This window comes from Streptomyces sp. T028 (assembly GCF_048159505.1).
Lineage (GTDB): Bacteria > Actinomycetota > Actinomycetes > Streptomycetales > Streptomycetaceae > Streptomyces.
This window is the reverse complement of sequence record NZ_JBLRVZ010000045.1, coordinates 23667-45735: the sequence shown is the minus strand read 5'-3', so window position 1 is coordinate 45735 and position 22069 is coordinate 23667. Positions and strand designations below refer to the sequence as shown.

The following is a 22069-nucleotide window of genomic DNA, read 5'->3' as shown; positions in this document are numbered from 1 at the left end:
GTCACAAGGGGCACAGGGGTCGGGCAGTGGGTCCGCTTCCGGGGGGAAGAGAAGGTGACGATGGATGCCGAGGGACTGGAGAGCTTCCGAGACTTCGTGGACAGCAGGTCGTCCGCGCTGCTGAGGACCGCCGTCCTGCTCAGCGGCGGCGACCGACACGCCGGTGAGGACCTGCTCCAGAACGCCCTCGCCAAGGCCGCTGGCCGCTGGCACGGCATCGACGAACCCGAGGCGTACGTACGGCAGGTCCTCTACCGCCAGCAGATCAGCCGCTGGCGGCTGAAGTGGCGCCGCCGGGAGGTCAGCGTCGCCGAGCCGCCGGAACCCGGCGCGAACCCGGACACCTCGTCCGCCGCCGAACTGCGGGTCGTGATGCGCGCTGCGCTGTCCCGGCTGACCGCCCGCCAGCGCACCGTCCTCGTGCTGCGCTACTTCGAGGACCTCCCGGAGGCCGACGTGGCCCGGATCCTGGGCTGCTCGGTCGGCACCGTACGGTCCACCACCCACCGCTCCCTCGCCCGGCTGCGTTCGCTCGCGCCGGAACTCGCCGCCCTGGGCCCCGCGGACGTGGAGCAGCCGCCGTCCCGTGACTTCTCGCCCGTGGAGGTGCGTCCGTGAACGTCGACGAACTCGTGCGGGACTCCCTGCGGGAACAGGCCGAGGAGCAGGCCCCGGCCGGGCCGGGATTCGCCGACCGTGTGCTCGGGCTGCGTCGCCGCCGCCGTACCCGCAGGCTCGTGTCGATGGCGGCCGTGGCCGCCGCCGTGGTGGCCGTCACCGTGGCGGTGCCGATGCTGGAGTCCGGCGGGACCAGGGACGTACGCCCCGCGGACGTCACACCGCCGAACCGGCTCGCCGCGCACCCCGACCAGTCCCCGCCGAGCGACCTGATCGCCGCCGGGCGGACGGCGCTGGCCGCGTACTACGGGACGACCTCCGTCGCGCAGTCGAAGGACATGGCGGTGGCGACGCGCACGTACTGGCTGCTGAACCCGGCGACGAAGAAGTACGAGAAGACCACCAAGTGGTCCTGGGTGGCCGTCGCCCCGGGGCTGAAGACCGCCGCCGTCCTGGAGCAGAACCTGCCCGTGAGCCGGATCGGCCTGCTCGACATGGCCAGCGGCGAGGTCAAGCGGTGGATCCAGGTCGACCACGCCGTCGGCGGGCTCGCGTTCTCCCGCGACGGACGGGAACTCGTCGCGACGACGTACAGCGAGAACCCGGACCTCCGTCCCATCCCGAAGAAACTGAAGGGGGGCGGCGAAGAGACCCAGGCCACCAGCTCGCACCGCACCGGCTTCTTCGTCCTCGACGTGGCGTCCGGGAAGGGGGAGTGGAGCCAGGTCGACACGGCGGACCCCTACTCCATCAACAGCCGCCAGGACTTCGCCTTCAGCCACGACGGCAGCCTCGTCTGGACCGGTACGCCCGAGCAGCCGGGCTATCAGTACTACGACCGGAAGGGTGACGAGGTCGCCCCGCCGGCCGACGGGAAGTACGTGCGGTGGTACGTCGACGCCGGTCTCTCTCCCGACGGCAGGAAGCTCGCCGGTGACTTCGCGGGCGAGAAATACAAGACGTCGTCCTGGATCCTGGACCCGAAGACGGGTGAGAACATCACCGAGACGCACGGTCAGCAGCTGCTCGCCTGGGCCGACGACTCCTCGCTGATCGCCTGGGACATCGGCAAGGACGGCAACGAGTTCCACCAGCGACTGGTCCTGGTGACGCTCGACAGCGACGAGGTGGTCCCGCTCAGCGACTTCCGCTCGGCCAAGGACAACACCCTGGGCCGCTGGCAGCCGGTCTTCGCGGACCGATGACGGTCCCCAGAGCCTGTGTCACCGTCACGCGACCAGTCGCTCGTAGGCCTCCCGCAGCCCGTGGACCGCCTCGCGGCCCGCCGGGCGCAGCGGGGCACGGACCGGGCCCGCGGGCAGGCCGAGTGCGTTGAGGAGCGCCTTGGCGGTGACGGTGCCGGGCAGGCCCGTCGCCATCATCAACTCGATGAGCGGCGTGGCGCGTTGCTGGAGGCGGGCGGACACGGGGGTGTCGCCCGCCTCGAACGCGTCCAGGACGGCGCGGAGCCGGTCCGGTACGACGTTGGCGACCGTGCTGACGTACCCGGCCCCGCCCACCGCGTACAGGGCGAGATTGTGCTCGTCGCATCCCGCGTAGTAAGCCAACCCGGTCTGCCCGATGACCTTCTGGGCGCCGAGGAAGTCGTACGAACAGTCCTTGACGGCGACGATCCGGGGATGACCGGCTAGCCGCAGAAGGGTCTCCGGCTCGATGCGGGTGCCGGTGCGGCCGGGGATGTCGTACAGCATCACGGGCAGCCCGGAGGCGTCGGCGACCTCCCGGAAGTGTGCTTCCAGGGCGTCCTGCGGGGGCCTGCTGTAGTACGGGCTGACGACGAGCACCCCGTCCGCGCCCGCCTTCTCGGCGGACCGGGCGAGTTCGACCGTGTGCCGGGTGTCGAAGGTGCCGACGCCGGTGACGAGGGAGGCCCGGTCGCCGACCGCCTCCCGTACGGCAGCGACCAGATCCGCCTTCTCGGCGTCCGTGGTGGTCGGTGACTCGCCCGTCGTCCCGGACAGCACCAGCCCGTCGCAGCCGTGCCCCACCAGCCGGTCGGCGAGCCGCTGTGCCCCGTCGAGGTCGAGCGCACCCGACTCGGTGAAGGGCGTGACCATCGCGCAGAGGGCGCGGCCGAAGGGACGGTTCGGGGCGGCTGAGTTCGTCATGGCAGTAGTCTCGGCCGCACGATCGTGAAGCTCCACTTAAATCTTCTAAGAGATATTCGTAAGCAACACTTGATTGCTGCCAGGCGCAGGCGGGGCGCGCCCGGCGGTCCACCGAAAAGTCATCCCTCCTGGACAAAAAAAGTTTTCGGTGAGACGGTGGACGCATGCTGGATGTGACCGTGATCGAGGACCCCGAGGCCGCCGCCGTCTCCCTGGACCCCATACGGGCCCGGCTGCTGGCCGAGCTGGCGGCGGGGCCGGCGTCGGCGGCGATGCTGGCCGGGAAGGTCGGCCTGCCGCGGCAGAAGGTGAACTACCACCTGAAGGCCCTGGAGCGGCACGGCCTGGTCGAGCTGGCCGGCGAGCGCCGCAAGGGCAATGTCACCGAGCGGCTGATGCGGGCCACCGCCGCCTCGTACGTCATCTCGCCGCTCGCCCTCGCCGAGGTGCAGCCGGACCCCGACCGCTTCCGCGACCAGCTCTCCGCACGCTGGCTGCTCGCGCTCGGCGCCCGTCTCGTACGGGACGTCGGCTCGCTGATCACCGGCGCCGCGAAGGCCCGCAAACGGCTGGCGACCTACGCCCTGGACGGTGAGGTCCGCTTCGCCTCCGCCGCCGACCGCGCCGCGTTCATCGAGGAGCTCACGGCGGGGGTCAGCGCCCTCGTCCGCAAGTACGACGCCCCCGACGCGGAGGGCGGCCGCGACCACCGGATCGTCGTCGCCGTCCATCCCACGCTCAAGCCGCAGAACCCAGAACACCCCGAACACCCGGAACACCCCGAACTTTCCCACCCGTGAGACCGGTTCAGGAGCAGAAGATGTCCAAGGAAAAGGAATTCGAGATCGTCCGCGAGTTCGATGTGGACGCCACACCGGAGGAGGTGTGGGAGGCGATCACCCACGGCACCGGGGCCTACCTGTGGCCGATGGAGGCGCCGGAGCCCAAGGTCGGCGGCACGGCGGCCTTCGGGTCCACCGTCACCGCGTACGACCCGCCGCACCACCTCGTCATCCGCAGCGACGACGTCGGCAGCCCCGTCCAGAGCCTGAACCAGCTCGAGCACGTCATCGAGGAGCGGGACGGCGGCCGGCGTGCCTGGGTGCGGTACGTGCACAGCGGGATCCTCACCGACGACTGGGACAACCAGTACGACGGGGCGAGCCGGCACACCGACTTCTATCTGCACACCCTGCGCGAGTACCTCGTGCACTTCGCGCCCCGCCCGGTCACGTTCGCCCAGCTCAACGGGCCGGAGGCGTCCATCACCCCCGGCGCGCTCACCGAGGTCGAGCGGGCACTGGGCCTGGCCGAGGACGCCGCGGAGGGCGCCCGGGTGACGGTGCGCGGTCCGCGGGAGTTCGACGCCGTGCTCGACTACCGCAACCCCTACTTCGTCGGACTGCGCACCGACGACGCTCTGATCCGCGTCTTCGGGCGCAACCACTGGGGCGCCCCCGTCGGCATCAGCGTCCACGACTTCGCGGCGGACGCCGACGCCGAGGCGAACGAGACCGCCTGGCAGACCTGGCTGGACGCGGTGTACAGCCAGGCCCGCTAGCGGGTCACGGCTCCGGCGGGATTACGGCTCGAAGCGCAGCACCTGCGGGTCGTGGTCGCTGATCTGGTCGTGGAACTCCGAATTGATGTGCACACTGTCGTACGCGAAGCCGCAGGACCGCCGGACCGACGGGCTGACCAGTATCTGGTCCAGGACCTGCTGGTTGCCCTGGTAGTCGTACGAGTACCGCTCGCTCTTCGGCAGCGACTTGATCGCCGACCACAGCTCGCCGTCACCCTCGAGGATCTTCGCGGTGTCGGAGAACTCGAAGTCGTTCATGTCGCCGAGCGCGATGACGTCCGCGTTCCGCTGCGCCTTCAGCAGGTCCTTGACGAACGCGTTGACCAGCGTCGCCTGCTGGTGGCGCTGGACCTCGGAGCTGCGCACCACCGGCTGGTACTGCGCGTGCAGCGCCTGGTCGCCGCCCTTGGAGTTGAAGTGGTTGGCGATCACGAAGACGGTCTGCCCCCGGAAGACGAACTCACCCACCAGCGGCTTGCGGCTGGCGTTCCAGGCCGTGTTCGCCGGGTCGATCCGGCCCGGGGACACGGTGAGCCGAGCCTTGCCGCGCACCTTGTCCACCCCGACGGCCGTGGTCGCGTCGCCGCCCGCGCGGTCGGTGAACGACACCCGCTCGGGGTTGAACAGGAACACCTGGCGGATGTTGCCGCCCGGCTCGCCGCCGTCGGTGTCGTTCGCCGGGTCGATCGAGCGCCAGTCGTACGTCGGGCCGCCCGCCGCGGCGATCGCGTCGATCAGCTTGGTCACGGTGACGTCCGCCGCGGTCGTCCCGTCGTCCTTCGCACCGGTGTTGTCCTGGATCTCCTCCAGGGACACGATGTCGGGCGACTGCAGGTTGTGCACGATCGCGGAGGCGTGCTCCTCGAAGGTGGCGTCGGACGGGTCGAGGTTCTCGACGTTGTACGTCGCGACCGCGAGCTCGCCCTTCCGCTGCTTCTGGGTCGTCTCCCGCTCCAGGCCGCCGCTCTTCAGCGTGCCGAGCGTGTTCGCGACCAGGGTGTAGCCGCCGAACTGGGTGTAGTCCAGCGGGCCCGTGGTGGTGCCGGTGAGCGTGTCGCCGACGTTCGCGACGGGGAAGGAGGCCGTCGAGCCGAGCGACTGGATCTGCAGCCGGCCGGTGTTCTGGGAGGTGTAGGAGCCGTACACCGTGCCGCCGCGGCGGCTGGCGTTCTCCCGCGGCTTCACCGTCACCCACAGCTCGCTGTACGGGTCGGTGGCGGTGACCACACGGGCGTCGGCGACCTGGACGTTCGTGCCCTCCAGGGACTCGTAGAAGTCCAGGGCGTACTTCTTCGGCTCCAGGGTGAGCGCGTTGACCGAGTTGTTCGCGGCGCTGTCCCCGGTCGGGGCGTACACGGCAGGGACCGACCGCGCGTCGATCACCGTCGCGGCCGGGACCGCGTTGCCGCTGGAGACGACGGTCACCGTCGGCTTGGTGATCTCGGTGATCGACTGGTTCCCCGACGCCGTGCCGCCGGGGACGTACTCGGAGACCGTGCCGTTCACGGTGACCGAGTCGCCGACCGCGACCTTCGGGGTGGAGCTGGTGAAGACGAAGACGCCCTCGCTGGTGGCCGGATCCGCGTCCGGGTTCGGATCCTGGATCCAGAAACCTCTGGAGGAGCCGTAGGTGCGCACACCGGTGACGATTCCGGTCACACCGCTGACCGTCTGGCCGGCGTACGGCGAGATCCGGGTCGTGCCCTGGATGTCATGGATCGCCACCGTGTCCGCGTGCGCGGGCGAGGTGAGGGCGATGGTGGACGCCGCGGAACAGACGGCGGCGACGGTGAGCGCGGCGACGCGCGCGGACTTCTTGCTCGGCAACGTGATCCCTCCGGGGACATGCGTGGGCGCCGGGACGAGATGGAGCGTGAGCGCGTATGACGCGCGTAGAAATGCGCGCAGAAATGAGTGAACAGTCGTTCCCCCGACTTCTACGCGCGTCAATCTCCTGTGTGATCAGGCCAGTTGTCAAGGATTGAGCCATGTATGGCTCCCGGCGGGGAGATGAACCGGACGGGATGGGTGGAAATCCCTCTAGGCTGAACGCCTGAGTGGTACGACGCCCTAGGAGACCCAGCCGATGTCAGACAGCTCCCCCCTGCCGCCCGTACGGCTGCACCCCGAAGCGGAGCTGGCGCGCGAAGCGCTGTCCACGCCGTTGCTCTCCCGGGCCGCCCGGCTCGCCCGCTGGGCCGGCCCCGACACCCGCGTCGACGCCGGGGGCCGGCTGGTGGAGGAACAGCTGCCGGCCGCCGCCGAACTGCTCGGGCTGACCGGCGACGACGCGGCAGCCGACGCGAGCGAGGCCTGGCGGGCCGCCATGGACACAGGGCTGGTGGAGGTCGTCGACGAGGAGGCCGGCACCGTCCGCCCCGGCGAGGACCTCGCACTGCTCACCGGCGGCAGCCCGCACGAGGTGCTGGGGGTCTGGCTCGGCGCCCTGGAGTCGGTGATCGCCGAGGCGGCCGTACCCGACCTCGACGAGCTGATGGACGCCATGGACGCGATCGGTGAGGTCGACCTCTCCCAGCTGGACTGGGACCCCGAGGGCGAGGCCGCCTTCCTCGACGGCGTGCTCGGCAACCTCTACCTCCTCACCGCCGGCGAGGACGGCCCCGGCGACGGCCCCGTCCCGCTGCCCGCCCTCGCGGCCTCCGTGATCGTCCCCGGTGACATGAGCGAGCCCACCAACGACGTCCTGGAACAGGTCTCCGACGCGATGATGCGCCTCGACGACCAGTTCCGGCTCCTGGAGCCGATCGGCCTGGTCACGTACCAGCCGGTGGACGAGGCGCTGATGACCGAAGCGGACGAGGAGGGCGCCGGGACCCCCGTCGACGAGACCGACGTCTCCCGCTACGGCATGGTCCGCCTCACCCCGCTCGGGCTCTACGGGTTGCGCGCGCGCCTGCTGGAGTCCGGCTTCGCGGCGCCGGCCGTCGGTGAACTCTCCGACAAGGGCGCCGACGTCCTCCTCGACGGGAGCGCCGGGTACGGCCCGCGCGCCGCCCGCGCCGAGACCGAACAGTGGCTGACCCGCCGCGAACCCCTCGACGCCGCACGGGAGCTGCTCGCCGCCGCCCGCGGCACGGACCCCGGCGCCCCGCTGCGCAGGCTCCGCTGCCAGGAGGCACTCTCACTCGTCGGCGCCCGGGCCGAACCCGCCGTACGCGAGGTCCTCGACGACCCCGAGCTCGGCGGACTCGCCCGGGTGTGGCTGACCGAGCTCGGCGCGAGCGACGTACCCGCCCCCTCCGAGGACCTCGTCTTCTGGCTCACCATCGACACCGTCGCCGCGCAGCTCGCCGCCGAGGGCAACTCCGCCGAACTCCAGGCCCTCGTCGAGGGACTGGCCGCCCAGCACAGCGGCTTCTTCGCGGCCGCCTGGCGCGTCGAACACCCCGCGACCCCCGACGTCCTGGAGGCGATGGGCCGCCTCCACCCCGACAAGCGCATCGCGAAGGAGGCCCGCAAGGCGGCCTTCAAGGCGAGATCCCAGCAGAGCGGCTGACCGCCCGACCATGTTTCAGCGGCCGGAGATGTCTCTTCCGGCTTGCGTGGCTGGGATCCGTGCGGATTCATGGAAGCGGGTCCCCGTCCGCCGCCCGCCGTTCAACTCCCGTTCAGACATGGGCGGGACGGTGTCGCCCGAACCGAGGTCCACCACCCTCCACGGCACGTCCACCGTCTCAGGAGACTTCATGTCGCTCACCCGCAGGGACTTCGCCAGACAATCCGCGCTCACCGGTGCCGGGGTGGCACTGGCGGGCACCGTCGGCGCCCTCGCCACCGCGCCGAACGCCCTCGCCTCCACCGAGACCGAGACCGAGAGCGCGACGGAGGAGTCCGCGGCCGCACACGGCGGCGTCGGCTACGGGCCGCTGGTCCCCGACCCCGACGGCATCCTCGCGCTGCCCGCCGGGTTCAAGTACCGGATCATCACCTACAGCGGCAGGACCAAGCTGGAGTCGGGCGAGTTCACTCCCTCCAACCACGACGGCACCGCCACCTTCGACGGCCCCCGCGGCACGACCCTCCTGGTCAACAACCACGAGCTCAAGGGCCCGCGCGCCAACTGGAAGTACCCGGTGCCGCTCACCGAGGGTCTCGTCTACGACCCCGCCGCGTCCGGCGGCTGCACGGTCGTCGAGGTGCGCCCCGGCGGCCACGTCGCCGAGTGGGTCGGCATCGCCGGCACCTCCACCAACTGCGCGGGCGGCAGCACTGCTTGGGGCACCTGGCTCACCTGCGAGGAGAACTCCGACAAGGCCGGCGTCAACGGCATGACCAAGGACCACGGCTACGTCTTCGAGGTCGACCCCCACGACCGGCGCGCCAACCTCGACCCCAAGCCGTTGAAGTACCTCGGCCGCTACGACCACGAGGCGGTCGTCATCGACCCGAAGCGAGGCCACGCCTACCTCACCGAGGACGCCTCCAACCCCAACGGCCTGCTCTTCCGCTGGACCCCGCCGGAGCACTTCTGCCACGGCCGCGGCAAGCTGCGCACCCTCGCCGACGACGCCGGCGTCCTCGAGGCCTTCAAGTGCTTCGACTCCGGCGGCCAGTTCGTCGACGACCTCTCCCGCGCCACGAAGATCGGCACCGTGTACGGCGTCGACTGGGTGACCGTCCCCGACCGCGACGCCAGGACGACCGCCGTCCGCAAGCAGTTCACCGACGGCCAGGTCACCCGCGCCCGCAAGCTGGAGGGCATGTGGTGGGCCGACGGCGGTGCCTACGTCGTCTCCTCCTACGCCCGCACCGAGAGCCCCGGCACCGCGCACGACGGCGCCGTCTGGTTCTACGACCCCAAGCGCCGCACCCTCACCCTCAAGGTCCTGCTCGGCGTCAACCCGGACCCGGACGCGGACGGCGACTTCGACGGCCCGGACAACATCACGGTCTCCCCGTACGGCGGTCTCGTCATCGCCGAGGACGGCGAGGGCATCCAGCACCTCTTCGGCGCCACCGACAGCGGCCGCACCTACCCGATCGCCCGCAACGACCTGAACACCGGCACCGAGGAGGAGCCGGAGTACAGCGAATTCACCGGCGTCACCTTCTCCCCGGACGGCAGGACCCTCTTCGCCAACATCCAGGACCCGGGCATCATGCTGGCGATCACGGGCCCGTGGAAGCGCCAGAAGCGCGGCTGACCCGCGCCCCGGACCGAACCGTGGCCCGCACCCTCACGAAGGGGGCGGGCCACACCCTTGTCCGCGCCCGGAACTGACATCTAACATTTCAGTTCATGGAGGCCGTACCCCGCACCCTGCTCAGGGACCACGCCTACGCCGCGATCCGGGACGCCATCGTGACCGGGGCCATCGAGCCCGGTGCGGTGGTGCGGGACGCCGATCTCGCGGAGCTGCTCGGGCTGTCCCGGGCGCCGGTGCGGGAGGCGTTCTCCCGGCTGGTGGACGAGGGGCTGCTGGAGAGCAAGCCGCAGAGCTACACGCGGGTGACGCCGGTGGTCGCGGCCGACGTACGGGACGCGGCGGCCGTGGTCGGCGCCATGCACGAGCTGGTGACGACGGGCGCGGTGCCGCGTCTGTCCGCCGCCGACGTCGAGGCGATGCGCACGGCCAACGAACGGTTCGCCGCCGCCGTACGCGACGGGGACGTGGACGCCGCCCTGCACGCCGACGACGAACTGCACGACGTCCTCGTGCGAGTCGCCCGCAACCGCGCGGCCGCCGCCACCATCGCCCGCTACACCCCCCTGATCCGGCGGCTGGAGCGACGGCGCTTCGGTGAGGGCGGCACCTGCCGCTCGGCCGGGCTGCACGGTCGGCTGATCGGGGCCTGCGCCGAAGGCGACGTGGACGAGGCCGTCCGGGTCACGGCGGAGATCTGGCGCACCCTGGCCGACCTGGCCGACACCGACTGAGCCAAGGAGGCTCCATGTCCGCGAAGTCCCTCTCCTCGTACGAGCGTTACCACCTCCTCTTCGGCCCCTCGCCGATCCACCCGCTGGAACGGCTGACCGCCCACCTCGGCGGCGCCGCCCTGTGGGCCAAGCGGGAGGACTGCAACTCCGGGATCGCGTACGGCGGCAACAAGACCCGCAAGCTGGAGTACCTCGTCGCCGACGCCCTCGCGCAGGGCTGCGACACCCTCGTCTCGATCGGCGGGGTGCAGTCCAACCACACCCGCCAGGTCGCCGCCGTCGCCGCCCGCGCCGGGCTGAAGTGCGTGCTGGTGCAGGAGAGCTGGGTGGAGTGGCCCGACTCCGCGTACGACAAGGTCGGCAACATCCTGATCAGCCGGCTCGCCGGGGCCGACGTCCGCCTGGTGCGGGCCGGTTTCGGGATCGGCTTCAAAGAGAGCTGGGAACTGGCCCTGCGCGAGGTCGAGGAGTCGGGCGGCAAGCCGTACGCCATCCCGGCCGGCGCCTCCGACCACCCGCTCGGCGGACTGGGCTTCGCGGGCTGGGCGTACGAGGTGGCCGAGCAGGAGCGGGCGGCCGGGGTCTTCTTCGACACGGTGATCGTCTGTTCGGTGACCGGCTCCACCCAGGCCGGCATGGTCGCCGGGTTCGCCGCGCTGGAACAGGCCGGCGGCCGGCCCCGCCGGGTGATCGGCATCGACGCCTCCGCCAAGCCCGCCGAGACCCGCGAGCAGATCGCCCGCATCGCCCACGGCACCGGACAACTCATCGGCGTCGAACGCGAGGTGACGGTCTCCGACATCGAGCTGGACGAGCGCTACCACGCGGGCATCTACGGCATCCCGGACGACACCACCCTGGAGGCGATGCGCCTCGCCGCCCGCACCGAGGGCATGGTCACCGACCCCGTCTACGAGGGCAAGTCGATGGCCGGCCTGATCGACCTGGTCACCCGCGGCGAGATCGGCACCGACTCCACCGTGCTGTACGCCCACCTGGGCGGTCAGCCCGCCCTGAACGCGTACAGCGCCCTGTTCTGACCCACGGGCCGACCACCTCTGCCCGCTCCCCGCGCTCACTTCCCGCGGGGAGCGGCGAGCCCCGCGACCTCCCGCCGGAAGTAGCTTTCAAGGTCCTTACCGTCCGAGTGCAGCCGCTGAACGAGTTCACGCGCCTGCCGGACCACGGCCGGGTCCGTGTGCCGCACGGCCCCGTCCGGCACTCCGGACGAGGTGTAGTCGAGGACGTACACCGCCTCGCTCCCCAGCACACACAGCTCCGGCAGCGGCCCCCGGTCCTCGTACGGCGCCACCTCGACGGCATCGACCACCGAGACCCGCTCCCCGTACTCGCGCTTGAGCCGGAGAAGGTTCAACTCCCACTGGATGTAGGGCACGAGCGGACGCTCGACGATCCGCACCCGGTGCAGCGCGAACCCCGAAGCGGCGATCTTCCCGTAGTACTCCTCGAACTCGGGACGCAGCTCCTCGATCAGCCGCAGTGACTCCTCCCAGTCCCCCCGCACCAGCGCCCGCCAGCTCGCGAAGTCCCCCTCGTCGTACCCCTGCATCCGCTCCAGCTTCCAGAATCCCGACCCACCGGTCCGCCAGAACCTCCGCCCGAAGTCGTCGATGTACGCACCCTGATCGAGCCGCGTGCCTCCCGAGGCGGGGAGCAGGTCTGCCATGGAGGGACACCTTCCGGTTCGGTTTCTTCTTCAGCCCGTTCGGCGGGACGCGCGGTCGCGCAGGCGCGTGGTGAGCCACAGTACGTGGATGGTTGCGAGTGAGAGGAGGGTCAAGAGGGCGTCGGCGAGGTCGAGGCCCGTGTGCGCCCGTTGCAGATCCCTCACCGCGGTGATGACCAGTCGGATCTCCGCAGGGACGGTGTAGGCCGCCAGTCCGGCCAGGCAGAGCACGGTTCCGATGACCAGAACCACACTGTAGATCCGTACGGCGCGCCGCTCCGCCGCAGGGAGTGCCCGGCTGGGATCGGAGGTCGGGGCGTCCCGCCGCAGCAGACGGGCCCCGAGGTGACGGGCGTATGCGCGGCTGTCCCCGTACAGGTCACGGCAGCCGGTCAGGTCCTGCAGCACGAAGTAGACATCCGTACGCATGAACATCATGAGCTGGAAGGTGAGCGGCAGCAGTGCCCACAGAACCGTCGCGGCGAGCAGCCGGTGTGTCGCCGAACCCGATGAGGTGACGGTCAGGAGCAGGAACGCCGTGGCACCCGCGCTGAGATTGACCGCGATGCCGGCCAGATAGGCCGTCAGCCGGTGCCGCCGGGGCGCGAGTTCGATGCCGCTGATGTCCGTCTGGACGACCAGGAACTGCAGCCGGGTCCCGAAACCGATCCGGCCAGGGACACCGGCGGCCCTGGCTACGGCCAGGTGCGCGAGTTCGTGCAACAGGAGGATCGACCAGCCCACTACGGCACCGGAGACGATCACCACGCTGCCCCGGTCACTCCAGAGCAGGTCGTGGTATGTGGGCATGAGCTCGGGGCGGCATACGAGAGCCGCCAAAGCCCCGATGACAAGGACGGCGGGCAGCAACGGCACCAGCGGGTTCAGCAGGAAACGGACGTGCTCCGGCCGCAGCCGCGGCAGCGTGGCCGGCGGGACGGGATCCGAGCACACAGGGCGGCCTTCCGTCTCCGCCACGAAGCCCAGGCCGATGAGGGCGCGTACAAAATCAGCGACGTCGACCTCATCGCCCGTCTCGGCCAGAAGCCGCTCCTCACACCCCGCGACGCTCAGGCCTTGCTGCAACAGTCGGATCGCCCTGATGCCCGCTTCGGGCATGGCCACAAACGTTCTCGTCTCCCGGCGCCCGACGATCCACTCGGCGCCGTCCTCTCTCCAGGTCAGGGCGTGCAGCCGGAACCGGGTGTCCGGTCCGACCACGGTCGCCGCCGACTCGGCACCGCTCACGGGGCGATACCGCCGCAGGCCGGGCAGGCGGGACGGCGGGGATACCGGCTCAGCTCCGGCTCTCCCGGCACCATCAGGTTGATGCCGTACCGGAAGCCCGGCTCTTCCCGCGGCACCCCGGTCAGTGCGCTGAGTGCGGCGTGCACGAGCAGGCCTCCGGAGAGGGTGGCCGTGGCGGCGTTGACTGGGCCCCAGTTCATACGCGGTGATATGGACTCGTCGTCCTGGCCCGCGGCGAGCCGCAGGTCTCGGGAGTCGGCGTCCTGGTCCCGGTGACACTCGAAGCAGGCGCCGTGCCCCGGCGCGTACACGCCGACCGTGATGAACGGTCCCCGGTAGCCGCCTTCCACCCAGGGTGTGCGCGTCGCGAGACAGGCCTGGTTCGCCCAGCGGCGGATCGCCGGCGGGCGGTCTGCACTGAGCATGAGCAGGTCGTAGCCGTCACTCTCCGCTTCGCGCCGCAGGAGCCTCTCCAAGTCGTCGGGTCCGCGGATCTCCGAGCGCTCGCCGGTGACCACGACGTCGGAGTTCAACGCGCGCAGTGACTCCAGGGCCGCGTCCACCTTGGGCCGGCCGATGTCCCTCTCCCGGTAGAGGACCTGCCGGTTGAGATTGGAGAGCTCCACGACATCGGGATCCACACAGTGCAGGCGCCCGACACCGGATGCGACGAGCCCTTGGGCCGCGATGCCCCCTGAACCGCCTAGACCGACGACGACTACGCGTGCCTTCGCCAGCCGGAGCTGCAGCTCCCAGCTGCTGAGGCGTGGTGAGCGGTCCATCCAGCGCAGCAGGGCGACCCCGCGGCCGTAGCGTTCGGCGTCGCGGTCGGAGAACGCCGCGGGCATCGTGGCCGCCGCGTCCTCCAGGAAGCCTGCCTCAGCGAGATCGGCCACCGCCCGCAGCACGTCTTCCGTCATGAGACCGGGGCGGGTGCCGACGATCTCCGCGGCGATCTCGGCCGGTGTGCGAGTGCCGTTCAGAGCCTGCGTCAGCGCCCAGACCCAGCCGTCCGGGTCCTCGATCTCCGCGCCGATTCCGTGGATGACACTCCCGATGCGCACATGGCCGTCGACGGTGAGATACGGACGGTGCTCGGGTTTGACCCGCGGACGCCGCAGCGAAGTCGTGCTCTGGTCCCGTGTTTCAGGTTTCGTCACCTGAGCAACTCCCGTGTTTTAAAGGGCACTTGACATACTGTGCAACTCCTGGATCCTTGGCAAGGCCCTGTCCGCTCTTCACTCGGAGGCACTCATGATGAAGAAGATCACGATTCGGCCGCTCGACAAGAAGGAGACCACGGGCAACAGCGCGGGGACGAGTAACTAACCGCGTTCGAGCAGGCCGGTTCGACGGTCTCGGGGCCCTCGTGCAATGGCGGGGAGGCCCTGAGGCCGTTGTTCGGCGAGGCACCGGAGTCGGTGGGATTCGCCGGCAACTGGTGGTCCGGGGTTTCCTGCCGGTGATCGCGAAGACTGTGACCAGGAGGGCTGTCAGGGCGATCAGGCGGAACCGTCGGGCCAGGCGTTCTCACGATCCGAGTTCAGCTTCCGGGCTGAGCTGCGAAGAAATTCTCGTCGGTCCCGGTGCGGGGTGAAGGCTCTGCGCGGAGCTTCTGCCACGTATGGGGTGAGGAGTGATGGAATCCTGCGCCAATGGTGCGGGCGTCGTACGCTCGAATCATGAGTGCCGACCTTGGCAAACGGCTCCAGGAGGTACGCAAGCGGCGCGGTCTGACGCAGCGCCGGCTTGCGAGCGAGTCCGGCGTATCCCTGTCCTTGATCAGGAAGCTGGAGCAAGGGGAGCGGGCTGACACGCGCTTGGAAACCGCGCGCCAACTGGCTCAGGCACTACGGGTGCCGACGACGAACCTCCTCGCCGAACACGAGGACGAGCCGGAAACGGCGCCCGGGGCGGATGATCGCTGGGAAGGGGTCCGGCGTGCACTCGTGACTCCTGTGCGTGCGGACGGAGTGGCCGAAGAGCCGACCGTGGACGGCGTACAGGAGGCTCTGGATTCGGCCATCCCGCTCTTCTCCAGTGATCGCTTCGCAGAGCTGAGCGTGATCCTTCCGCCCCTGCTGCGGGACGCTGATCTGATCGCTGAGAGTGGCCCGGGGGGGCGAGCGGTGCGCGTCCGGCTCTCACAGCTCACGGGCTGGCTGCTCACCCAGACCCGGCAGTTCGAGGCGGCGGACGTCGCCCTGTCCCGGTCCTTGGAGGAGTCCTCGGACCGGCTTCAGGCGGCGGCGACAGTGAACACACAGTGCTGGCTCCTGCTGCGGCGCGGTCGTCTGGCTGCGGCGCGGGAGCTGGCGACTCGGTGGGCCGACGAGGTGGAGCCCCGCATCTCGCGGGCGACTCCGGCGGAGCTGAGCGCGTGGGGCTGGCTGCTATTGCGGGCCTCCGCTGCGGCGATCCGGGACAACCGGCCGGGAGAGGCGGAGGACGCCTTGCGCCATGCCAACGCGGCGGCGGTGGCGATGGGGCGGGAGTTCGCTCCGCGTGACGACTTCTTGCAGGCGTTCGGCCCGGTCACGGTGGCTCTGAAGCGGGCCGAGAACGCCATGATCGTCGACAAGCCTGACTTGGTGCTCAAGCTCTCGGCACGTATCCCGACCGGCGGCATGCGCCCCACATCCAACAACCGCAACCGTCACCTCCTGGACGTTGCGGAGGCACACGCCCGCTCACGCGACTACGCGAAGACCGTCGAAGTACTTCAGGGCATCCGCGCGGACGCTCCTCAGTGGCTCCCCAACCAGCGGTACGCGCGGGACATCTTCGGCCGAGTGATCGGCCGGCGGCGCACCCTCACGCCGGAGATGCGAAGCCTTGCCGACGCGATCGGAGTCCCGCTGTGACGCCGAGTGGTACTTGACCTTGCCGCGTCGCCAAAGTGCCATTGAGGTGCGTTCGCGTGACTACGTAGCGTCATCTGTATGGCGACTCAAGGCAGGACAAAAGCACAGATGGCCCTCCCTGAGCGTGGAGAGCTGGTGTACGACCCGGCAAGCCGCAAGGTCGGGGAGTACCAGGACATGGCCGGTCCCTACGCCATGCTGCGCCCGGTGGGCGGCGGCCGGGAATGGGAGGCGGACCCTGTCCAGATCCGCCCGGCCACTTCCGCGGAACGGCTCAGCGCGCGCGTGAAGGCGGCCAACCTGCGGGCGGAGCGAAAGCTGTGAGCGCGCGTTCGGTGATTCGCCATGAGACGTGGACGCTTACGCCGGACCGCGAGCCGGATGCGGAGGCGATCACGTATGCAATGGAGTGCGTGGTGTGCGGGAAGTCCTCGGTGGTCGGCGAGGACTTCGTCGAACCGCAGAGCTGGGTGCTGGAGCACTGTGGCGAGAACCCGTCGCACCACACCGTCTGGTTGTGGCTGAAGCTTTGGTTCAGCACCATGGGCCCTGGCGGGCGGGCGAAGGTGGGCAGAGCAGAGGGTGCGCGGTGGAACTGATCAGCCTCTCGGATGGAGACAACGGCTTCCGGGTGCGTGTGCTGGGGCGTCGGTCGCCGGGTCTGCTGCATTTTCACGACCAGCTCGACGCAGAGGTCCTGATCACGAGCAGCTTCGTCAGTGGTCGACTGGCCATGTCCCCTTTCCCTTCGGGGGATTTCTCCGTCTAGTGCTCGATAAAGTACGGAGAGAGCCCCCGGTTCGCAAGGAGTAGGTGGATGACGCAGGTCAGACCCATGCGCGCGGACGCTCGCCGCAACTATGAGCGGTTGCTGAAGGTGGCGGCGGAGGCCTTCGCCGAGCATGGGGAGGGGGCGTCCCTGGATGACATCGCCAAGCGGGCGGGGGTCGGCTCCGGCACGCTGTACCGGCATTTCCCCACGCGTCAGGCGCTGTTGGAGGCGGCGTACGTCGACCGGATCGAGGCGCTGGCGGCGCGGGCCGACGAGCTGGGGGAGGAGCTGCCGCCGGGGGAGGCGCTGGTGGAGTGGCTCAACGAGCTGTGCGTGGGGACGATCCAGGTGCGCGGGATGAAGGCGCTGTTGGGGTCCGCCGTCACGGACGGGAGTGTGGCGGCGGCGACGGCCTGTGGGACGAGCGTGAAGAGGGCGGCGACGCGGTTGGTGTCGGCGGCGCAGGAGGCGGGGGCGCTGCGGGAGGACGTCGAGCCGATCGATGTGCTGCGGCTGGCGCACGGGGTGGCCACGGCGTCGGAGCTGGCGAAGGGGGACGGGGCTGTGATCCGGCGGTATGTGGGGTTGCTGGTGGAGGGGCTGGGGGCGTAGCGGGCCGGGCGGGGGNNGGGGGGGGGGGGGGGGGGGGCGGCGGGGGCGGGGGGGGGGGGGGCTTCGCTTGCCCGCGTTTGCGGGTGCCGCTGCGCCCACCCGTGCCGCCTGGGGGTACCTCCCAGGCCTTTAAGGCACTGGGGGAGGCACGATTGCCCGCAGCTGCGCCCGTACTCGTTTCCTTACAGCGCCTGTGCCGCTGGCTTTACCATGTTGCGGACCGTGCGGGCCTTGACGAAGTCGCCCATCGCCGTCATCTCCCACTCTCCCGAGAACTGGCGGATCAGCTTGGCCATCATCACGCCGGTCTGGGGTTCGGCGTTGGTGAGGTCGAAGCGGACGAGTTCCTCGCCGGTGGCGGCGTCGAGGAGGCGGCAGTAGGCCTTGGCGACCTCCGTGAACTTCTGGCCGGAGAAGGAGTTGACGGTGAAGACCAGGCCGGTGACCTCCTGGGGGAGCCGGCCCAGGTCGACGACGATCACCTCGTCGTCGCCCCCGCCCTCACCGGTGAGGTTGTCGCCGGAGTGCTTGATCGCGCCGTTCACGATGGTGAGCTTGCCGAAGTAGCAGCTGTCGATGTGGTTGCGCTGGGGGCCGAAGGCGATCACGGACGCGTCGAGGTCGATGTCCGCGCCGCGGAATGCGGGCTCCCAGCCGAGGCCCATCTTGACCTGCGAGAGCAGCGGGCGGCCGCCCTTGACGAGGGACACGGTCTGGTTCTTCTGGAGGCTGACCCTGCCCTTGTCCAGGTTGATCTTCCCGGTGCCCGGCGCGGGCGGGGCGGGCGGCGGCGGGGTCTGCGGCATCGGCGGGGTGGCCGGGGCCACCGGAGCCGGGGCCGCAGGCGCGGCGGCGGCCGGAGCGGCCGGCTCCTCCACCGTCACGCCGAAGTCCGTCGCGATGCCCGCCAGGCCGTTGGCGTATCCCTGGCCCACCGCCCGGGCCTTCCAGGCGCCGTTGCGCAGATAGATCTCCACGACCACCAGCGCCGTCTCGGTGCCGAGCTGCGGCGGAGTGAAGGTGGCGAGGACGCTGTTGTCGTCCGCGTTGCGGATCGTCGCCGTCGGTTCGATGCCCTGGAAGGTCTGACCCGCGGCGTCCGGGCTCGCCGTGACGACGATCTTCTCGATGCCCGGGGGGACGGCGGCCGTGTCGACCGTGATCGCGTCCGGTGACGTACCGCCGCCGGAGCGGTACGTCACGCCGGGGCCGCTCGGCTGGTTGTAGAAGATGAAGTCGTCGTCGGAGCGCACCTTGCCGTCGGCGGTGAGCAGCAGGCCCGATACGTCGAGCCGCACCGGAGCGGCGACGTCCACCGTCACGCGCGCGGCGGGGAGAGGGATGTTCGAGCCGGGGGTCATAGCTGTCATGCAGGGGGAACGAACGAGACCACTTTGCCGTTCCCTTACCTGCGGCCGAACGGGCGGGTCCGGCCCCAGGTGTCCGCGGAGTTCCAGTCGAAGACAGTCAGTACGGCCAGATCGGCGGGTCGCTGACGAAGTGGCCGCCCAGGTGGGCGTGCGCGATGTTCTCCGGGTCCAGCTCGCCCTGCTCGGCGATCAGCTTCTCGGCGTACGGCTCGGAGTCGTCCTGCGGCTCGTAGCCGAGCGCCCGCGCGGAGGAGAGGTCCCACCACAGACGGGTGTTGGCGGAGGAGCCGTGGACGATCGTGTGGCCGACGTTCTCGGCGGTCAGGGCCGCGTGGAAGAGACGGGCGCCGTCGGCGGGGCTCATCCAGACCGACAGCATGCGCACGCTGGTGGGCTCGCCGAAGCAGGAGCCGATGCGCACCGACACCGTCTCCAGGCCGTGCTTGTCCCAGTAGAGCTGGGCGAGGTCCTCACCGAACGACTTGGACAGGCCGTAGAAGGTGTCCGGGCGGTGCGGGGTGTCGACCGGGATCAACACGCTCGGATCAAGAGGCGTGTCGCCCTGGGGGCGGGGGGTGAAGCCGATGGCGTGGTTGGAGGAGGCGAAGACGATCCGTCCGACACCCTCCTCGCGGGCGGCCTCGTAGAGGTTGTACGTCCCCTCGATGTTGGCCTTGAGGATCTTCTCGAAGGGGGCTTCCAGGGAGATGCCCGCGAGGTGGAGGATCGCGTCGACACCCCGGACGGCCTCCCGCAGGGCCTCCCGGTCGGCGAGGTCGGCGACGATCGCGTCCGGTTCGCCCTCGATCGGGCGCAGGTCCAGCAGGCGCAGCTCGTAGCCGTAGGCGGGGAGCAGGTCCCGCATCAGGGTGCCGAGGCCGCCGGCGGCCCCGGTGAGCAGGACAGTGCGGGGAGCGGGCATCCTCGGGTCTCCTTGAGTCACGGGCTTCCTGCGTGCACGGTATTCACATTCATGGACAAGTTAAGGATCACCGGCTTGCCCGGTCAAGGGTGGCGCAAGGCGTGTTCATAAATATAAACTCCGATCAGAAGCATGCACATACACCTCGGTACTGACTCCAGGGAGAGCCCGTGACGCCCGCCGACCTGGCCACTCGACTCGGCATCCCCAGCGGACCGCTGTTCTTCCCCGTCACGGCCTACGGCCGGGACGGCTCCGTCGATCTCGACGTCTACCGCGCGCATGTCCGCCGGGGCGTGGAGGACGGCGCCGCGGCCGTCTTCGCCTGCTGCGGTACGGGGGAGTTCCACGCGCTCACCCCGGAGGAGTTCCAGGCCTGTGTCCGGGCGGCCGTCGAGGAGACCGGCGGACGGGTGCCGGTCGTCGCGGGCGCCGGGTACGGGACCGCCCTCGCCGTACGCTACGCACGCCTCGCCGAGGAGGCCGGCGCCGACGGGCTGCTCGCCCTGCCGCCCTATCTCGTCCTCGCCGCCCAGGAGGGCCTGCTGCGGCACTACCGGGAGATGACGGCGGCCACCGCGCTCCCCGTGATCGTCTACCAGCGCGACAACGCCGTCTTCACCCCCGAGACCGTCGTGGAACTCGCCCGGACCGACGGGATCATCGGCCTCAAGGACGGCCTCGGCGACCTCGACCTCATGCAGCGGATCATCAGCGCCGTGCGCACCGGGGTCCCCGGTGACTTCCTCTACTTCAACGGCCTGCCGACCGCCGAGCAGACCCAGCTCGCCTACCGCGCCCTCGGCGTCACCCTCTACTCCTCCGCCGTGTTCTGCTTCGCCCCCGAGATCGCCCTCGCCTTCCACCGCGCGCTCACCACCGGCGACGAGGCGACGGCCCACCGCCTGCTCGACGGCTTCTACCGCCCGTTCGTCGAACTACGCGCGCGTGGCCGCGGATACGCCGTCTCCCTCGTCAAGGCGGGCGTCCGGCTCCGCGGCCTCGACGTGGGCGAAGTCCGCCCGCCGCTGCACGAACCGGGCGAGCATCATCTCAAGCAGCTCGCCCAGGTGATCGAGCGCGGACACGCGCTCCTGGAGGAGGACACCACCAAGTGAAGGCGTCAACGTTCGTCTACCCCTGGGACGTCAACGGCGACCCGGCGGCCCCGGCCCGCATCGCCTCCCTCGGCGTGGAGCAGGTGACCCTCGCCGCCGCCTACCACTCCACCCGCGCCCTCACCCCCCGCCATCCTCGCCACCGCATCGTCACCGCCGAGCACGCGGCCGTGCTCTACCCGGCGGACGCCCGCTGGGAGGGCCGGGAACTGCGCCCGTACCCGGCCGGCGACTGGGCCCCCGGCGACGCCTACGGGGAGGCCGCCGAGGCCCTCGCGGGCGCCGGTCTGGAGGTGCACACCTGGGTGGTCCTCGCCCACAACTCCCGTCTGGGCGCCGACCATCCGGACACCTCCGTCGTCAACGCCTACGGCGACCACTACCCCTGGGCGCCGTGCATCGCCCAGCCCGCCACACGCGCGTACCTTGTCGACCTCGCCGCCGAGGCCGCCGTACGCCCCGGCGCGCGCGGCACCGAACTGGAGTCCCTCGGCTGGTACGGCCTGCAGCATCTGCACGCTCACGACAAGACCGGCGGGGTCGGCCTCGGCGACGCCGGTCAGTACCTGATGGCGCTCTGCTTCTGCCCCGCCTGCCGGGCCGGCTACGGCGCCCAGGGCCTCGACGCCGACGCGCTCGCCACCGCCGTACGCGAGGCGCTGGAGCCGCTGTGGCGAGGTACGCCGGACGACGGGGGCTGGGCGGGTGTCGAGAAGCTGCTCGGGGAGGAGACGGCGGCCGCCACGCGCGCGTGGCGCGACGAAACCGCCCGCACGCTCCAGGAGACGGCGGTCGCCGCCGTCCGCGCGGCCGCCCCCGAGGGCTTCCAGGTGCTGCTGCACGCCGACCCCGTGACGTACCACGTCGGCGCCAACCCGGGCGTCGACCCCGCGCACGTCCTGTCCGTCGCGGACGGCGTGGTGGTGCCGTGCGCGGGCGGGCCGGGCCTGCTGACGCCGTTCGCCGGGCAGGGCCGGGCGGACGCGGTGATCGCCGCCAACTTCGGCGTGGTCTCCGGCATGGGCGGCAGCCCGGACACGCTCACCGCGGACGCGGCACGCGCGCGTGAGCTGGGCGCGACGGAGATCCGGCTGTACCACGCGGGGCTGGCCTCCGACGCCGACCTGACCGCCGTACGGGAGGCACTGGCGGCCCGCTGAGCACCGGGGACAGCTCCAGGCCTGGGCGGCCCGGCGGGAATCCGTCGGAACCTGTCGACAACGCCCCTGGGGCGCGTCCCGCGTCGGC

At 70.7% G+C, this 22069-nt stretch carries 22 protein-coding genes; 15 read left to right on the top strand and 7 right to left on the bottom strand.

Translation table 11 applies throughout. The features are described from left to right. The first annotated feature begins 60 nt into the window (after nt 1-60). Nucleotides 61-618 (top strand): SigE family RNA polymerase sigma factor, encoded by a 558-nt coding sequence (locus ACLZN2_RS37205; RefSeq protein WP_416983999.1) that lies wholly within the window; start codon nt 61-63, stop codon nt 616-618. Continuing rightward, a complete protein-coding gene (locus tag ACLZN2_RS37200) occupies nt 615-1823 on the top strand; it encodes a WD40 repeat domain-containing protein (protein ID WP_416983997.1) in 1209 nt (402 codons plus the stop codon). Before ACLZN2_RS37205 ends, ACLZN2_RS37200 begins: the two co-directional genes overlap by 4 nt. 24 nt (nt 1824-1847) lie before the next feature. On the opposite strand, the gene dapA is transcribed toward ACLZN2_RS37200, so the two are convergent. Further along, nucleotides 1848-2747 carry a 4-hydroxy-tetrahydrodipicolinate synthase gene (gene dapA / locus ACLZN2_RS37195; RefSeq protein ID WP_416983995.1) on the bottom strand — a complete coding sequence of 300 codons (900 nt, stop codon included), beginning with the start codon at nt 2745-2747 and terminating at the stop codon, nt 1848-1850. A gap of 164 nt (nt 2748-2911) precedes the next feature. Between dapA and ACLZN2_RS37190 the strand changes: the two genes are divergently transcribed. Both ACLZN2_RS37190 and ACLZN2_RS37185 read left to right on the top strand, forming a co-directional pair. Then, nucleotides 2912-3547 carry an ArsR/SmtB family transcription factor gene (locus tag ACLZN2_RS37190; RefSeq protein WP_416983994.1) on the top strand — a complete coding sequence of 212 codons (636 nt, stop codon included), beginning with the start codon at nt 2912-2914 and terminating at the stop codon, nt 3545-3547. A gap of 20 nt (nt 3548-3567) precedes the next feature. Continuing rightward, entirely contained in the window at nt 3568-4308 is a 741-nt protein-coding gene (locus ACLZN2_RS37185) for an SRPBCC family protein (RefSeq protein WP_416983993.1), read from the top strand. Between the two features lie 21 nt (nt 4309-4329). Here the strand turns inward: ACLZN2_RS37185 and ACLZN2_RS37180 are convergent, their stop codons facing one another. Further along, on the bottom strand, nt 4330-6156 hold the full coding sequence (locus ACLZN2_RS37180; protein ID WP_416983992.1) for an endonuclease/exonuclease/phosphatase family protein: 1827 nt from the start codon (nt 6154-6156) through the stop codon (nt 4330-4332). Nucleotides 6157-6415: 259 nt separating this feature from the next. Here ACLZN2_RS37180 and ACLZN2_RS37175 point away from each other — a divergent pair, with 259 nt between their 5' ends. The 4 genes from ACLZN2_RS37175 (at nt 6416) to ACLZN2_RS37160 (ending at nt 11268) form a co-directional block, all read left to right on the top strand. Further along, complete coding sequence (locus ACLZN2_RS37175; protein ID WP_416983991.1) at nt 6416-7846, top strand: hypothetical protein; 1431 nt, start codon at nt 6416-6418, stop codon at nt 7844-7846. Between the two features lie 190 nt (nt 7847-8036). After that, nucleotides 8037-9494: an alkaline phosphatase PhoX gene (locus ACLZN2_RS37170; protein WP_416983990.1), complete on the top strand. Its 1458-nt coding sequence runs from the start codon at nt 8037-8039 to the stop codon at nt 9492-9494. Between the two features lie 95 nt (nt 9495-9589). Further along, nucleotides 9590-10228 carry a GntR family transcriptional regulator gene (locus ACLZN2_RS37165; protein WP_416983989.1) on the top strand — a complete coding sequence of 213 codons (639 nt, stop codon included), beginning with the start codon at nt 9590-9592 and terminating at the stop codon, nt 10226-10228. Nucleotides 10229-10242: 14 nt separating this feature from the next. Beyond that, a complete protein-coding gene (locus ACLZN2_RS37160; RefSeq protein ID WP_416983988.1) occupies nt 10243-11268 on the top strand; it encodes a 1-aminocyclopropane-1-carboxylate deaminase in 1026 nt (341 codons plus the stop codon). A gap of 35 nt (nt 11269-11303) precedes the next feature. Here ACLZN2_RS37160 and ACLZN2_RS37155 read toward each other — a convergent pair whose 3' ends face one another. Genes ACLZN2_RS37155 through ACLZN2_RS37145 form a run of 3 tightly spaced genes read right to left on the bottom strand, consistent with a single transcriptional unit; the run spans nt 11304 to nt 14323 of the window. After that, nucleotides 11304-11915 carry a DUF6879 family protein gene (locus ACLZN2_RS37155; RefSeq protein ID WP_416983987.1) on the bottom strand — a complete coding sequence of 204 codons (612 nt, stop codon included), beginning with the start codon at nt 11913-11915 and terminating at the stop codon, nt 11304-11306. A gap of 30 nt (nt 11916-11945) precedes the next feature. Next, nucleotides 11946-13163 carry a hypothetical protein gene (locus ACLZN2_RS37150; RefSeq protein ID WP_416983986.1) on the bottom strand — a complete coding sequence of 406 codons (1218 nt, stop codon included), beginning with the start codon at nt 13161-13163 and terminating at the stop codon, nt 11946-11948. Further along, a complete protein-coding gene (locus ACLZN2_RS37145) occupies nt 13160-14323 on the bottom strand; it encodes a HesA/MoeB/ThiF family protein (protein ID WP_416983985.1) in 1164 nt (387 codons plus the stop codon). The genes ACLZN2_RS37150 and ACLZN2_RS37145 overlap by 4 nt, the downstream gene beginning before the upstream one ends. A 495-nt stretch (nt 14324-14818) precedes the next feature. Here ACLZN2_RS37145 and ACLZN2_RS37140 point away from each other — a divergent pair, with 495 nt between their 5' ends. The 5 genes from ACLZN2_RS37140 to ACLZN2_RS37120 all read left to right on the top strand — a co-directional run bounded on the left by ACLZN2_RS37140 (nt 14819) and on the right by ACLZN2_RS37120 (nt 17411). Beyond that, entirely contained in the window at nt 14819-16027 is a 1209-nt protein-coding gene (locus ACLZN2_RS37140; RefSeq protein WP_416983984.1) for a helix-turn-helix domain-containing protein, read from the top strand. Nucleotides 16028-16135: 108 nt separating this feature from the next. Beyond that, the gene (locus tag ACLZN2_RS37135) at nt 16136-16351 is read left to right on the top strand and encodes a hypothetical protein (protein ID WP_416983983.1); all 216 of its coding nucleotides are present in this window, start codon (nt 16136-16138) and stop codon (nt 16349-16351) included. Further along, nucleotides 16348-16626 carry a hypothetical protein gene (locus ACLZN2_RS37130; protein WP_416983981.1) on the top strand — a complete coding sequence of 93 codons (279 nt, stop codon included), beginning with the start codon at nt 16348-16350 and terminating at the stop codon, nt 16624-16626. Before ACLZN2_RS37135 ends, ACLZN2_RS37130 begins: the two co-directional genes overlap by 4 nt. Further along, complete coding sequence (locus ACLZN2_RS37125) at nt 16545-16796, top strand: DUF5959 family protein (RefSeq protein ID WP_416983980.1); 252 nt, start codon at nt 16545-16547, stop codon at nt 16794-16796. Before ACLZN2_RS37130 ends, ACLZN2_RS37125 begins: the two co-directional genes overlap by 82 nt. Before the next feature lie 48 nt (nt 16797-16844). Continuing rightward, nucleotides 16845-17411: a TetR/AcrR family transcriptional regulator gene (locus ACLZN2_RS37120; protein ID WP_416983978.1), complete on the top strand. Its 567-nt coding sequence runs from the start codon at nt 16845-16847 to the stop codon at nt 17409-17411. Between the two features lie 182 nt (nt 17412-17593). On the opposite strand, the gene ACLZN2_RS37115 is transcribed toward ACLZN2_RS37120, so the two are convergent. After that, nucleotides 17594-18772: a TerD family protein gene (locus tag ACLZN2_RS37115; RefSeq protein WP_416984088.1), complete on the bottom strand. Its 1179-nt coding sequence runs from the start codon at nt 18770-18772 to the stop codon at nt 17594-17596. Nucleotides 18773-18878: 106 nt separating this feature from the next. Next, nucleotides 18879-19703, bottom strand: coding sequence for an NAD-dependent epimerase/dehydratase family protein (locus ACLZN2_RS37110; protein ID WP_416983977.1), 825 nt, complete (start codon nt 19701-19703; stop codon nt 18879-18881). A 170-nt stretch (nt 19704-19873) separates the two neighbouring features. Here ACLZN2_RS37110 and ACLZN2_RS37105 point away from each other — a divergent pair, with 170 nt between their 5' ends. Next, the gene (locus ACLZN2_RS37105; protein ID WP_416983976.1) at nt 19874-20821 is read left to right on the top strand and encodes a 5-dehydro-4-deoxyglucarate dehydratase; all 948 of its coding nucleotides are present in this window, start codon (nt 19874-19876) and stop codon (nt 20819-20821) included. Continuing rightward, the gene (locus tag ACLZN2_RS37100; RefSeq protein ID WP_416983974.1) at nt 20818-21981 is read left to right on the top strand and encodes a hypothetical protein; all 1164 of its coding nucleotides are present in this window, start codon (nt 20818-20820) and stop codon (nt 21979-21981) included. The genes ACLZN2_RS37105 and ACLZN2_RS37100 overlap by 4 nt, the downstream gene beginning before the upstream one ends. Nucleotides 21982-22069 lie beyond the last annotated feature (88 nt).

What these genes read in the sequence shown, in the direction of transcription:
- ACLZN2_RS37205 (WP_416983999.1), top strand. Translation starts at nt 61, where the DNA reads ATGGATGCCGAGGGACTGGAGAGCTTCCGAGACTTCGTGGACAGCAGG.
- dapA (WP_416983995.1), bottom strand. Translation starts at nt 2,747, where the DNA reads ATGACGAACTCAGCCGCCCCGAACCGTCCCTTCGGCCGCGCCCTCTGC.
- ACLZN2_RS37190 (WP_416983994.1), top strand. Translation starts at nt 2,912, where the DNA reads ATGCTGGATGTGACCGTGATCGAGGACCCCGAGGCCGCCGCCGTCTCC.
- ACLZN2_RS37185 (WP_416983993.1), top strand. Translation starts at nt 3,568, where the DNA reads ATGTCCAAGGAAAAGGAATTCGAGATCGTCCGCGAGTTCGATGTGGAC.
- ACLZN2_RS37175 (WP_416983991.1), top strand. Translation starts at nt 6,416, where the DNA reads ATGTCAGACAGCTCCCCCCTGCCGCCCGTACGGCTGCACCCCGAAGCG.
- ACLZN2_RS37170 (WP_416983990.1), top strand. Translation starts at nt 8,037, where the DNA reads ATGTCGCTCACCCGCAGGGACTTCGCCAGACAATCCGCGCTCACCGGT.
- ACLZN2_RS37165 (WP_416983989.1), top strand. Translation starts at nt 9,590, where the DNA reads ATGGAGGCCGTACCCCGCACCCTGCTCAGGGACCACGCCTACGCCGCG.
- ACLZN2_RS37160 (WP_416983988.1), top strand. Translation starts at nt 10,243, where the DNA reads ATGTCCGCGAAGTCCCTCTCCTCGTACGAGCGTTACCACCTCCTCTTC.
- ACLZN2_RS37155 (WP_416983987.1), bottom strand. Translation starts at nt 11,915, where the DNA reads ATGGCAGACCTGCTCCCCGCCTCGGGAGGCACGCGGCTCGATCAGGGT.
- ACLZN2_RS37140 (WP_416983984.1), top strand. Translation starts at nt 14,819, where the DNA reads ATGGTGCGGGCGTCGTACGCTCGAATCATGAGTGCCGACCTTGGCAAA.
- ACLZN2_RS37135 (WP_416983983.1), top strand. Translation starts at nt 16,136, where the DNA reads ATGGCCCTCCCTGAGCGTGGAGAGCTGGTGTACGACCCGGCAAGCCGC.
- ACLZN2_RS37120 (WP_416983978.1), top strand. Translation starts at nt 16,845, where the DNA reads ATGACGCAGGTCAGACCCATGCGCGCGGACGCTCGCCGCAACTATGAG.
- ACLZN2_RS37115 (WP_416984088.1), bottom strand. Translation starts at nt 18,772, where the DNA reads ATGACCCCCGGCTCGAACATCCCTCTCCCCGCCGCGCGCGTGACGGTG.
- ACLZN2_RS37110 (WP_416983977.1), bottom strand. Translation starts at nt 19,703, where the DNA reads ATGCCCGCTCCCCGCACTGTCCTGCTCACCGGGGCCGCCGGCGGCCTC.